Origin of the sequence: Mesorhizobium sp. Ca11 (assembly GCF_020165275.1) — a bacterium.
In the GTDB taxonomy this organism is placed as follows: domain Bacteria; phylum Pseudomonadota; class Alphaproteobacteria; order Rhizobiales; family Rhizobiaceae; genus Mesorhizobium.
In genome coordinates, this window is sequence record NZ_JAIUHU010000030.1 from 16,695 (window position 1) to 29,478 (window position 12,784).

A 12,784-nucleotide genomic window follows, 5' to 3' on the forward strand; every position below is an offset into this window, starting at 1 on the left:
TCGAGCGGAGCGTGGCAAAAAGCACTTTCAAAAATTTTCGGGGGAATGCATGCGCACTCCTTTCGATATCTTCATCTCGACCATCGGGCAGGAGCGGCAATGCGTTACGATCGGGACATGCGCGGTTACGGGGCAAATCCGCCGGATCCGAAATGGCCCGGCGGCGCGCATGTCGCAGTGCAGTTCGTCGTCAACTATGAAGAGGGCGGCGAGAACTGCGTTCTGCATGGCGACAAGGCTTCGGAAGCCTTCCTGTCGGAGATCGTCGGCGCGGCGCCCTGGGTCGGCCAGCGCCACTGGAACATGGAATCGATCTATGAATACGGCGCGCGGGCCGGCTTCTGGCGGCTCCACCGGCTGTTCACCGAAGCGCAAGTGCCGGTGACTTGCTATGGCGTCGCCACGGCGCTGGCGCGCTCGCCCGACCAGGTCGCGGCGATGCAGGAGGCCGGCTGGGAAATCGCCTCGCACGGGCTGAAATGGATCGACTATCGCGACCACTCGGCCGAGGACGAGCGGCGCGATCTCGAAGAGACGATCAAGCTGCACTACGAGGTGACCGGCGCGCGGCCGACCGGCTGGTACACCGGCCGCACTTCGGTGAACACGGTGCGGCTCGTCGCCGAGGAAGGCGGCTTCGACTACGTCTCCGATACTTATGACGACGAGCTGCCCTACTGGTTCGACCGCGACGGGCTGGAGAAGCCGCAGCTCATCATCCCCTACACGCTCGACGCCAACGACATGCGCTTCGCGACGCCGCAGGGCTTCAACTCCGGCGACCAGTTCTTCGCCTATCTGAAGGACAGTTTCGATACGCTCTATGCCGAGGGCAAGGCGGGCAGGCCGCGCATGATGAATATCGGCCTGCATTGCCGGCTGGTCGGCCGTCCCGGACGGGTCGCGGCGCTGAAGCGCTTCGTCGACTATGTGAAATCGCATGACAAGGTGTGGCTGACACGGCGCATCGACATCGCCAAACACTGGCGCGATACGCACCCCTACAAGGCACCGGCGCTGCGGCCGTCGCGGATGGGGTTCGAGGAATTCGTGCATGCCTTCGGCGGCGTGTTCGAGCATTCGCCCTGGATCGCCGAGCGCGCCTACGAACTGGAACTCGGGCCCGCGCATGACAGCGCGGGCGGCCTGCACAATGCGCTCTGCCGCGTCTTCCGCGCGGCGAGCGAGGTCGAACGGCTTTCCGTCCTCAACGCCCATCCGGACCTCGCCGGCAAGCTGGCGGCGGCCAAGCGGCTGACGCCGGAATCGGCCAAGGAGCAGGCCTCCGCCGGGCTCGACGCGTTGACCGACAAGGAGCGCGAGCTGTTCTCGAAACTCAACGCCGCCTATGTCACCACCTTCGGCTTCCCTTTCATCATCGCGGTCAAGGGCAAGACCAAGGACGAAATCCTGGCGGAGTTCGAGGCGCGGATCGGCAACAGCCGCGGCACCGAGCTCGAAACCGCCTGCAAACAGGTCGAACGCATCGCGCTGCTTCGCCTGAAAGACATGCTCCCACTCTAATGTTTGTTTTTCACGCAATTCCGTATGGAAGGCCACGGCGAAGCCGCCGACCTAACCGCTTCATACTTTTCCTGGAATTGCTCTGAGGGCCAGGACCGATGGATATGATCAAGACTGCCGAGCGAACCTATTACGCCCCGCATGGCGGCCATCCCGGCCAGAACGAGCTTCTGACCGGCCGCGCCGTCTTCACCGAGGCCTATGCGGTCATCCCCAGGGGCGTGATGCAGGACATCGTCACCAGCCCACTGCCGTTCTGGGACGAGACGCGGGCCTGGATCATCGCAAGGCCGCTCTCGGGCTTCGCCGAGACATTCTCGCAATACATCGTCGAAGTTCTGCCCGGGGGCGGCAGCGATCGGCCCGAACTCGACGCTGGCGCCGAGGGTGTGCTGTTCGTCGTCGAGGGCGAGGTCACCGTTTCGCTTGCCGGCAAAAAACATGTACTTGCCCCCGGCGGCTTTGCCTTCCTGCCGCCGTCGAGCGGCTGGACGGTGCGCAACGAGAGCGGCAGCGCCGTTCGCTTCCACTGGATTCGCAAGGCCTATGAGGCGGTCGAAGGCCTCGACGCGCCGGAAGCCTTCTTCTCGAGCGACCAGGACGTGGCGCCGAGCCCGATGCCGGGCACGGAAGGGCGCTGGGCAACGACCCGCTTTGTCGACCCGGCCGACATGCGCCACGACATGCATGTCACCATCGTGACGCTGAAGCCGGGCGCGGTCATCCCCTTCGCCGAAACCCACGTCATGGAGCACGGGCTCTACGTGCTGGAAGGCAAGGCGGTCTACCGCCTCAACCAGGACTGGGTCGAGGTCGAAGCGGGCGATTTCATGTGGCTGCGCGCCTTCTGTCCGCAGGCCTGCTATGCCGGCGGCCCCGGCAATTTCCGCTACCTGCTCTACAAGGACGTCAACCGGCACGCCAGGCTTGGTGGCTATCTTGGGGGCAAGGCGCGGTGAGCCGCATCGTCGCCCGACCGCTGACCCGCGAGACCTTCGCGCCCTTCGGCGACGTCATCGACATGGGCGGCGATAACCGCTACCCGATCAATGCTGGCAAGGCGATGCGCTATCACGACCTCGCCACCGCGGAAGCCGCAGGCCCGAACGCGCGCGTGCTGATCTCGATGGTGCGCGGCACGCCCTATGAGATGCCGCTGAAGCTCACCATGGTCGAGCGCCATCCGCTCGGCAGCCAGGCCTTCATCCCGCTGTCGCCGCGGCCGTTCCTGGTGGTCGTCTGCCATGACACCGAGGACGGCCCGGGTGAGCCGCATGCCTTTCTCGCCGGCCCCGGACAAGGCATCAACTACCGCCGGAACCTCTGGCACGGCGTGCTGACGCCGATCGGCGAGGAACAGGATTTCCTCATCGTCGACCGGGGCGGCGACGGCTCCAATCTTGAGGAATTTTATTTCTCGCATCCTTACGAGATCCACCTTCCCTGAAAGCTCGCGATTCCCATGACCGACATTTCGCTGATCGACCGCCTGCTCGATGTGATCGAGCACGACATCGTGCCGAAGACGGCGCAAGGCGTCGCCCATGGCAACAAGCTGTTCGGCGCCGCGATCCTGCGGAAAGACGACCGTTCGCTGGTGCTGGCCGAGACCAACAACGAGATGGAAAATCCGCTCTGGCATGGCGAGGTGCACTGCCTGAAGCGCTTCTACGAAATGCCCAAGGCCGAGCGCGTCGACACCAAGGATGCGCTGTTCGTCGCCACGCACGAGCCCTGCTCGCTCTGCCTGTCGGCGATCACCTGGACCGGTTTCGACAATTTCTACTATCTCTTCAGCCACGAGGATTCGCGCGACAGTTTTGCCATCCCGCATGATCTGAAAATCCTGAAAGAGGTCTTCACCCTGGATCCGGGCGGCTACAATGCCGAGAACGCCTATTGGAAGAGCTTTTCCATACGCAGGCTGGTCAGGGCTTTGCCCGAGGCTGAACGCAAGCGGCTGGAGGCTCGGATCGGCAGGATTTCGGCGCGCTATGACGAGCTGTCGGAGGCCTATCAGGCAAGCAAGGCCGACAACGACATTCCGCTGAACTGAGCAATTTTCGAATCTTGATTTGCCACCTTTATGGTGGCATATTGAAGTATGGAGAAGCGCAGACCGACTTACGATCTTGATGCGATCAAGACGACGTTTGGGTCTGCCGATACGCTGGCAATCACGATATCAGCGCTGCGCGATGCCATTGGTCTCGGCTTCGATCGCACGAGTGTCGTCGAGGTGATTGGCACCATGACACCAAAGATGTTCGTAAAATCGATGACAACGTTCGCGGATCATCGGGTCTGGCAAGATGTTTACCATGTCCCAGCGCGCGACCTGATCCTCTATGTGAAATTTCAGGCGGATGTCGTGACTGAATTCACGGTTGTGGCATTCAAGGAGAAATAGCCATGGCAAAAAAAGAGAGGCCTGAAACGATGACCTCCCCGGAAACAGGAGAGACGCTGACGCGCGGGGTTCGTCCATTCGCCGTGACCTACAAGGGCGAGAGCATGACGGTCGACCTGCCCGGCTATTATCCAGCTTCGGATGGTGAGAGCGTGCATATCGGGGATGACATGATTGCTGTCGATGCGGCGCTCCGCCTTCTCAAGGAGAAGACGGATGGTGTTCCTGCCCCGGCCACAATCCGGCGTATGCGCACCAAACTAAGGCTATCGCAGCGTGAAGCCGGGTCTCTGTTCAAGGTCGGCGAGAATGCCTTCGACAAATATGAAAGAGGCCTCATCGAGCCGAGCGGCCCGACCATTCAGCTGATGACGTTGCTGGAAAAGCACCCCGAATTGGTGGATGAATTGCGCTAACGACCCAGGTCGCATTTTTTGATGCTCCAGTCGCGATTGGCGATTGAAACTCGCCACGCTGCGTAGCGTTATGCGCCCCATGAAAACCGTCACCGAATTCCCCCGCAAAGTCGTCGAATTTCCCGATATGGGCATCGTCATGCCGGATGGCTGCCGGCTGTCGGCGCGCGTCTGGATGCCGGAGGACGCGACTGACGATCCGGTGCCGGCGATCCTCGAGCACCTGCCCTACCGCAAGCGCGACGGCACCATCTTTCGCGATCAGCTCACCCATCCCTATTTCGCCGGCCACGGCTACGCCTCGATCCGCGTCGACATGCGCGGCAATGGTGATTCCGAAGGGCTGATGGACGACGAATATTCCGAGCAGGAATTGCAGGACGCCTGCGACGTCATCGCCTGGGCGGCCGCGCAGCCCTGGTGCAACGGCAATGTCGGCATGATGGGCATTTCCTGGGGCGGCTTCAACTGCCTGCAGGTGGCGGCGAAGCAGCCGCCGGCGCTGAAGGCGGTGATCAGCCTGTGCTCGACGGTCGACCGCTATGCCGACGACATCCACTACAAAGGCGGCTGCCTGCTCTTGGAAAATTTCGGCTGGGCCTCGACGATGCTGTCCTATTCGTCGCGGCCTCCGGATCCGGCGATTGCCGGCGGCAACCGCTGGCGGGATTTGTGGCTTAGCCGGCTGGAAAACCAGCCTTTCCTTCTGCCGCTCTGGCTCGGCCACCAGCATCGCGACGCCTATTGGAAACGCGGCTCGATCTGCGAGGATTTTTCGGCGGTGAAAGCGGCCGTGCTGTCGATCGGTGGCTGGCATGACGGCTACCGCAACACGATCTCCAATCTCGTCACCAACATCCAGTCGCCGGTCAAAGGCATCGTCGGTCCCTGGATCCACAAATACCCGCATTACGCCGGGCCCAAGCCGGCGATCGGCTTCCTGCAGGAAGCGCTCCGCTGGTGGGACCGCTGGCTGAAGGGCGCTGAAACCGGCGTCGAGGCCGATCCGGCCTATCGCGCCTATGTGATGGACAGCGTGCGCCCGGCGCGCTGGCATCCCGAGCGGCCGGGCCGCTGGGTGGCCGAGCAGACCTGGCCGTCGGCCAACATCAAGCTTGAGACGATCGAGCTCATCCCCGACGGCGCCAAGCCCGCGATCGCCGCGTCGCCACAGACCTGCGGACTTGCCGGCGGCGAATATTTTCCCTTCACCTTCGGGCCGGAACTGCCGGGCGACCAACGCCCCGATGACGCGCTGTCGGTTTGTTTCGACCAACCCGAGCTCGGCGAAGCGATCGACATTGTCGGGGCGCCGGAGCTCGAGGTCCGGGTCGCTTCCGATCGGCCCCAGGCCAATATCGCGGTGCGGCTCTGCGACGTGCATCCGGACGGCGCCTCGGAGCTGATCTCCTATGGCGTGCTCAATCTGACCCACCGCAACTCGCATGAATTTCCCGAACCGTTGGTTCCCGGAGAGACGGTTTCGGCGCGCGTCGTGCTCGACCAATGCGCATATCGTGTGCCGGCCGGCCACAAATTGCGCATCGCCGTTTCGACCGCTTACTGGCCGATGATCTGGCCCTCGCCGGAACCGGTACGGCTTGATCTCTCGACGGCGACGCTGAGGCTGCCGCTGCGTCCGCTGGCAAGAAGGGATGAGGTTTCGTTCCCTGAGCCGGAAGGCGCGACGCCGTGGGCGACCGAGACGATCAGGCAGGCGAATTCCGAACGCCATGTCGATCGCGACGAGAAGACCGGGCTGGTTAGGCTTTCCATAACCGACGATTTCGGCGAGGTGCGCGACATCGACCATGGGCTGGCCAATGGCAGCGTCGTGCGCGAGATATGGACGATCCATCCCGACGACCCGCTGTCGGCCACAGGAGCCACGCATTGGACGCAGACCTTGTCGCGCAATGAATGGTCGGTGCGGACCGAGACTTTTGCCGAGATGCGATCGGACGCCGCAAACTTCATCGTCAGCGCCAGAATCGAAGCCTATGAGGGCGAAAAGCTGGTCTTCGAACGCGACTTCGAGCAGACGATTCCCCGCTCCATGGTTTGAGCCGGAACAAGATTGGTCCAAATGCGACGTGCGATTTACGCCACCGTATGTCGCATTCGGTCTTGCCTGCCGCTTTCCCTTACGGTCATTATCTCCTCTAATAGCAAGAAACGACCATAAGGTCGGATACCCAGAGTGAGGAACCATAATGTCCAACGAACTCGACTATCTCAGCCGGCGAGTCGCGGCCGGAAAACTTAGCCGTCGCGATTTTCTCGGTCGCGCCGCGGCGCTCGGCGTCACCGCTACCTTCGCCAACTCGCTGCTCTCCAGCGCCGTGCGCGCTGCCGGCCCGGTCAAGGGCGGCACGCTGAAGGCCGGCCTGGTCGGCGGTGAATCCACCAACAGCCTCGATCCGGCCCTGTTCATGACCCAGGTGCCCTTCGCCTTCGGCAAAATGTGGGGCGAATTGATCGTGGAGCTATCGCCCGACGGCAAGCTGGAGAACCGCATCGCCGAGGAGATCGGCTCTTCGGACGACGCCAAGGTCTGGACGCTGAAAATCCGCGACGGCATCGAATTCCACAACGGCAAGACGGTTACCGCAGAAGACGTCGCGGCCACACTCGAGCGTCATTCGGACGAGAAGTCCAAGTCCGGCGCGCTGGGCTACATGAAGGGCATCGACACCATCAAGGTCAACGGCAAGGAAGTGGTGCTGACGCTGAAGGAGCCCAACGCCGACCTCCCCTACCTCCTCAGCGACTATCACCTGATCGTGCAGCCGAACGGCGGCAAGGACAAGGCCGATGCAGGCATCGGCGCCGGGCCGTACAAGGTCAAGGTCAATGAGCCCGGCGTGCGCCATGGCGGCGAACGCTTCGCCAATTACTGGCAGGGCGACAAGATGGGCCACGCCGACCAGATCGAAATCATCGTCATCAACGATGCGACAGCGCGCACGGCGGCCTTGCAGGGCGGCCAGGTCAACATGATCAACCGAGTCGAGCCGAAGATCGTCGATCTGATCAAGCGCGTGCCTGGCGTCACCATCCGCAACCACTCCGGTCCGGGCCACTACGTGTTCATCATGCATTGCAACACGGCGCCGTTCGACAACAACGATCTCAGGATGGCGTTGAAGCTGGCGATCGACCGCGAGGAGATGTTGAAAAAAGTGCTGCGCGGCTACGGCTCGCTCGGCAACGATTTCCCGATTAACGCCTCCTACCCGCTATTCACCGAGATCGAGCAGCGCAAGTACGATCCGGACAAGGCCAAATTCCACTACAAGAAGTCCGGCCATGACGGCCCTGTGCTGCTTAGGACCTCGGACGTCGCCTTCCCGGGCGCTGTCGATGCATCCCAGCTTTTCCAGCAGAGCGCCGCCAAGGCCGGCATCAAGATCGAGCTCAAGCGCGAGCCCGGCGACGGCTATTGGAACGAAGTCTGGAACAAGCAGCCCTTCTGCGCCTCCTATTGGGGCGGTCGCTCGACCCAGGACCAGATGTACTCGACCGCCTATCTGTCGACCGCCGATTGGAACGACACGCGTTTCAAGCGCCCGGACTTTGACAAGATGGTGCTGGCCGCGCGCGCCGAACTCGACGAGGCCAAGCGCAAGGCGATCTACCACGACATGGCCGTCATGGTGCGCGACGAAGGCGGCCTGATTCTGCCGATGTTCAATCAGTTCATCGACGCAACAGGCCCCAAGGTGGCTGGCTGGGTGGAGGATCCGCATCAGGAGCTTTGCAACGGCTACGCGCTGGCGAAGTGCTGGCTCGAAGCCTGAGCACGGCCTTGCGGAGATGTCCTCACCCATCGTGAAACTGGTGGCCCAGCGCATTGCGCTGGGCATCCTCCTTCTGCTGGCCGTTTCGGTCCTGATCTTCGCCGGTACGCAGATCCTGCCCGGCGACGTCGCGCAAGCCATCCTAGGACAATCGGCGACCCCGGAGTCGCTGGCCAATCTGCGCGAGCAGCTCGGGCTCAACCAGCCTGCCTATATCCGTTACTTCCACTGGCTGGGCGGCGTGCTGACCGGCGATCTCGGCACCGCCATGTCGAGCGGCCAGGACATCGCGACTTCGATCAAGGAACGGCTGTGGAATACGCTGTTCCTGGCCTTCTGGGCGGCCATCGTGGCTATCCCGCTGGCGATCACGCTTGGGTTGATCGCGGTGCGCTACCGCAATGGCTGGGTCGACAAGCTGATCTCCGGCGTGGCGCTTGCCTCGACCTCCTTCCCGGAGTTCTTCATCGGCTATCTGCTCGTCTTCTACTTCGCGGTCCAGCACCAGTGGTTCCCGGCCATCTCGACCGTCTATGACGGAATGTCTTTGGGTGAGCGCCTGCAGGCCATCGCGCTGCCTGCGGCAGCGCTGACTCTGGTGGTGCTCGCCCATATGATGCGCATGACGCGCGCGGCGATCCTCAACGTCATGCAGTCGGCCTATGTCGAGACGGCGGAACTCAAGGGGCTGTCGGCCGCTGCCGTTATCCGCAAGCATGCCTTCCCGAACGCGATCGCGCCGATCATCAACGTCGTCATGCTCAACCTTGCCTATCTGGTGGTCGGCGTCGTCGTGGTCGAGGTGATCTTTGTCTATCCAGGCATGGGGCAATATCTGGTCGACCACGTCACGAAGCGCGACGTGCCGGTCGTGCAGGCGGTCGGCTTGATCTTCGCCGCCGTCTATATCACCCTCAACATCATCGCAGACATTGCGGCGATCGTCGCCAATCCGCGACTCAGGCATCCGAAGTAGGGGGGCGGCCGATATGCTCGATATCAGACGCATCCCTCTGCCATCGCTGGTCGGCCTGGTGCTGACCGCGCTGTTCGTGCTGGCGGCAATCTTCGCGCCCTTGATCGCGCCGCACGGCAACGCCGAGATCATCGGCGACGTGTGGGAGCCGATGTCGGCCGCGCACTGGCTGGGCACCGACAATCTCGGCCGCGATCTGTTGTCGCGCATGATCTACGGCGCCCGCATCACGCTGTTCATCGCGGTGCTGGCGACGGCACTGTCCTTCTCGCTTGGGGCCATTCTCGGCTTTTCGGCGGCGGTATTCGGCGGCTGGTACGACACGATCCTGTCGCGGCTCGTCGACCTCCTCATGTCGATCCCGACGCTGATCATGGGCCTCGTCGTGCTTTCGGTGCTGCCGTCGAACCTGGTGACGCTGATCCTGGTCATGGGCATCCTCGATTCGACTCGCGTCTACCGACTGTCGCGCGCGGTCGCCGTCGACATCAACGTCATGGATTATGTCGAGGCGGCGAAGCTGCGCGGCGAAGGCAGCGGCTGGATCATCTTCCGCGAGATCCTTCCCAATGCGCTGTCGCCGCTGGTCTCGGAACTCGGGCTGCGCTTCATCTATGCCGTGCTGTTCCTGTCGACACTGTCCTTCCTCGGCCTCGGCGTGCAGCCGCCGGATGCCGACTGGGGCGGCATGGTCAAGGAGAACAAGGACGGCATCGTGTTCGGCATTCCGGCGGCGCTCATCCCGGCGGCGGCGATCGCGGCACTTGCGATCTCGGTCAATCTCGTCGCCGACTGGGTGCTCAATCGCACGACGAGCCTGAAGGGAGGACGCGGCTGATGGTTGACGGCAAAGCAAAGTCCGGTCCTCTCCTCGACATCCGCAACCTGCGCATCGAAGCGACGGTCTATCCGCCGGGCGAAGCACCTAGGACCATCACGCTTGTCCACGACGTTTCGCTGACGCTGGAGAAGGGCAAGGTGCTTGGGCTGATCGGGGAGTCCGGCGCCGGCAAGTCGACCATCGGCCTGTCGTCGATGGGCTATGGCCGCGGCGGCGTGCGCATCACCGGCGGCGAGGTCATCCTCAACGGCCGCGACATACTGAAAGGCGGCAAGGAAGGCCTGCGCAAGCTGCGCGGCCGCGAAGTCTGTTATGTCGCCCAGTCGGCTGCGGCGGCCTTCAATCCGGCGCACCGGCTGATGGACCAGGTGGTGGAGGCTACGCTCCTGCACGGCACCGCGACCCGCGCCGAGGCCGAGAAACGCGCCGTCGCCCTGTTCAGGAAGCTCAGCCTGCCCAATCCCGAAACGATCGGCCAACGCTTCCCGCACCAGGTATCGGGCGGCCAGCTGCAGCGCGTGATGACGGCGATGGCGTTGTGCTCGGAGCCGGACCTGATCGTCTTCGACGAGCCTACGACGGCCCTCGACGTGACGACGCAGATCGACGTGCTGTCAGCGATCAAGGATGCCATCCGCGACACCCATGTCGCGGCCCTTTACATCACCCACGATCTAGCCGTCGTGGCACAGGTGTCCGACGAGATCATGGTGCTGCGTCACGGCCGGCTGGTCGAATGGGGCGGCACCCACCAGATCATCAAGGAGCCGCGCCAGGAATACACCAACGCCCTGGTCTCGGTGCATCAGATCGAACACCAGGAACAGCAGCCGGGCACGACGCCGATGCTATCGGTGAAGAACGTGACGGCCGCCTATGGCGGCGGCCACGTCAAGGTGCTGAAGAACGTTTCGGTCGACATCTTTCCAGGCCAGACGCTGGCCGTGGTCGGCGAGAGCGGTTCCGGCAAATCGACGCTGGCGCGCGCCATCACCGGTCTCTTGCCGCCCGAGAAAGGTAGCGTTGTCTTCGACGGCCGCACGCTTGCCAACAGGCTCGCCGACCGGCCGAAGGAGGACCTTCGCCAGCTGCAGATGATCTACCAGATGGCCGACGTGGCGATGAATCCGCGCCAGACGGTAGGCACCATCATCGGCCGGCCGCTGGAGTTCTATTTCGGCATGAAGGGCCGCGAGCGCGACAAGCGCGTCGCCGAGCTGCTCGACGAGATCGAGATGGGCAAGGGCTTCGTCGACCGCTATCCGGCCGAGCTTTCCGGCGGCCAGAAGCAGCGCGTCTGCATCGCCCGCTCGCTCGCCGCCAAGCCGAAGCTGATCATCTGCGACGAGGTGACCTCGGCGCTCGATCCGTTGGTCGCCCACGGCATCCTCAAGCTGCTGCTCAACTTGCAGCAGATCGAGAAGGTGGCCTACCTTTTCATCACCCACGATCTGGCGACGGTTAAGTCGATCGCCGATTCGATCGCTGTGATGTATCGCGGCGAGGTGGTGCGCTACGGATCCAAAAGCAAGGTGCTGACGCCGCCCTTCGACGCCTACACCGACCTTCTGTTGTCCTCCGTTCCCGAAATGGAAATCGGCTGGCTGGAGAAGGCCATCAAGGGACGGCGCATGGAAAGCGCCGGCAACTGACGCAATTCCGGCAGAGCTGTTAAGCGGCTTTTGCACGGAATTGCGGCGCCGCCAACACCAAGAAAGGTCAGTGGCTGGGTGAAGAATCCCATGGCGAGATGATGGACGGCTACGCTCTCTGCCAGTGCTGGCTGAACGCCTGATATCAGGCTATCTAAAAGCAGCGCCGCTTGGCCGTGCCACACGCGGCGTTTTCGTTTCGAAGAACACGCACAGGGACGTTCCGTGCCGCTCAAATCCAAACTGCTGCTCATCATCCTCGACGGCGTGCCCTACCGGAACTGGCGCCGGCTGATGGGCAATCTCGAAGGCTGGGCGCAATCGGGCGAGGCGCAGGTGTGGAAGATGCGCTCGGTGCTGCCGTCGACCTCCGCCTGCTGTTACGCCTCGATCCACACCGGTGTCACGCCGCAAGTGCACGGCATCCTTTCCAACGAGAACCGTTTTCGCGTCACGCAGCCGGACATTTTTTCGGAAGTGAGCAAGGCCGGCGGCAGGACGGGCGCGGTGACCCACTCCTACTGGTCGGAATTCTTCCGTTCGTATCCGTTCGATCTTGTCGAGGACATGGAGTTCGACGAGCCAAGCGGGCCGATCACGCATGGCCGCTTCCATACCATGACCGGCTACAATCTCGAGAATCAGATGACGCCAAGCGATGTCGACCTGTTCGCGACGCTGACGATGCTGACCAAACGCCATGGCATCGACTACGGCATCCTGCACACCTGCACGCTGGATTCGATGGGTCACCGCTTCGGCCATGACTGCCACGAGATGGACCATGCCTGCTACGCGATGGACGGCATGCTCGCTGCCTTCCTGCCGCAATGGCGCCAAGCCGGCTATGAAGTGATCGTGACGGCCGACCATGGCCAGACCGATCGCGGCCACCATGGCGGCCATGACGACGAGATGCAGGATTTCGCGCTCTATTATTTCGGGCCTGCGAAGGGGCCCGAGGCCGACGCGCTGCTCGACCAGCTGCAGCTCGCGCCGACAGTGCTGAGCCGGCTTGGCGTGACGATACCGGAGACGATGAAAGCGAAGGCGTTTTTGGGGTAAGCGCCACCTCTCCCTTCTCCCCTTGTGGGCCTGTTGCGCAGTTAGCGAGAACAGGCTCGCAGAGGGGTTTTGGCCGCGAAGTCTGTTGTGCTTGGTGGGC

Annotated in this window: 12 protein-coding genes; all 12 read left to right on the forward strand. The window is 62.8% G+C overall.

The features are described 5' to 3' along the window. Positions 1-99 precede the first annotated feature (99 nt). The 12 genes from puuE (at position 100) to LB538_RS28700 (ending at position 12,684) form a co-directional block, all read left to right on the forward strand. Positions 100-1,524 carry an allantoinase PuuE gene (puuE, locus tag LB538_RS28645; RefSeq protein ID WP_224532602.1) on the forward strand — a complete coding sequence of 475 codons (1,425 nt, stop codon included), beginning with the start codon at positions 100-102 and terminating at the stop codon, positions 1,522-1,524. A 98-nt stretch (positions 1,525-1,622) separates the two neighbouring features. Next, positions 1,623-2,483 carry a bifunctional allantoicase/(S)-ureidoglycine aminohydrolase gene (locus tag LB538_RS28650; RefSeq protein WP_224532601.1) on the forward strand — a complete coding sequence of 287 codons (861 nt, stop codon included), beginning with the start codon at positions 1,623-1,625 and terminating at the stop codon, positions 2,481-2,483. Beyond that, positions 2,480-2,971 carry an ureidoglycolate lyase gene (locus LB538_RS28655; RefSeq protein WP_224532600.1) on the forward strand — a complete coding sequence of 164 codons (492 nt, stop codon included), beginning with the start codon at positions 2,480-2,482 and terminating at the stop codon, positions 2,969-2,971. The genes LB538_RS28650 and LB538_RS28655 overlap by 4 nt, the downstream gene beginning before the upstream one ends. 15 nt (positions 2,972-2,986) lie before the next feature. Then, positions 2,987-3,580 carry a nucleoside deaminase gene (locus tag LB538_RS28660; protein ID WP_224532599.1) on the forward strand — a complete coding sequence of 198 codons (594 nt, stop codon included), beginning with the start codon at positions 2,987-2,989 and terminating at the stop codon, positions 3,578-3,580. Positions 3,581-3,628: 48 nt separating this feature from the next. Continuing rightward, positions 3,629-3,934 (forward strand): type II toxin-antitoxin system MqsR family toxin, encoded by a 306-nt coding sequence (locus LB538_RS28665; protein ID WP_224532598.1) that lies wholly within the window; start codon positions 3,629-3,631, stop codon positions 3,932-3,934. Between the two features lie 2 nt (positions 3,935-3,936). Beyond that, on the forward strand, positions 3,937-4,350 hold the full coding sequence (locus LB538_RS28670; protein WP_224532597.1) for a type II toxin-antitoxin system MqsA family antitoxin: 414 nt from the start codon (positions 3,937-3,939) through the stop codon (positions 4,348-4,350). A gap of 79 nt (positions 4,351-4,429) precedes the next feature. Further along, positions 4,430-6,415 carry a CocE/NonD family hydrolase gene (locus tag LB538_RS28675; RefSeq protein ID WP_224532596.1) on the forward strand — a complete coding sequence of 662 codons (1,986 nt, stop codon included), beginning with the start codon at positions 4,430-4,432 and terminating at the stop codon, positions 6,413-6,415. Positions 6,416-6,563: 148 nt separating this feature from the next. Then, positions 6,564-8,150, forward strand: a complete 1,587-nt coding sequence (locus tag LB538_RS28680; RefSeq protein WP_095769414.1) for an ABC transporter substrate-binding protein — start codon at positions 6,564-6,566, stop codon at positions 8,148-8,150. A 16-nt stretch (positions 8,151-8,166) separates the two neighbouring features. Continuing rightward, positions 8,167-9,126, forward strand: coding sequence for an ABC transporter permease (locus LB538_RS28685; protein ID WP_224532595.1), 960 nt, complete (start codon positions 8,167-8,169; stop codon positions 9,124-9,126). 13 nt (positions 9,127-9,139) lie between these two features. Next, a complete protein-coding gene (locus LB538_RS28690; protein WP_224532594.1) occupies positions 9,140-9,964 on the forward strand; it encodes an ABC transporter permease in 825 nt (274 codons plus the stop codon). Beyond that, complete coding sequence (locus LB538_RS28695) at positions 9,964-11,619, forward strand: ABC transporter ATP-binding protein (RefSeq protein ID WP_224532593.1); 1,656 nt, start codon at positions 9,964-9,966, stop codon at positions 11,617-11,619. The genes LB538_RS28690 and LB538_RS28695 overlap by 1 nt, the downstream gene beginning before the upstream one ends. Before the next feature lie 225 nt (positions 11,620-11,844). Then, positions 11,845-12,684 carry an alkaline phosphatase family protein gene (locus tag LB538_RS28700; RefSeq protein WP_224532592.1) on the forward strand — a complete coding sequence of 280 codons (840 nt, stop codon included), beginning with the start codon at positions 11,845-11,847 and terminating at the stop codon, positions 12,682-12,684. Positions 12,685-12,784: the final 100 nt, after the last annotated feature.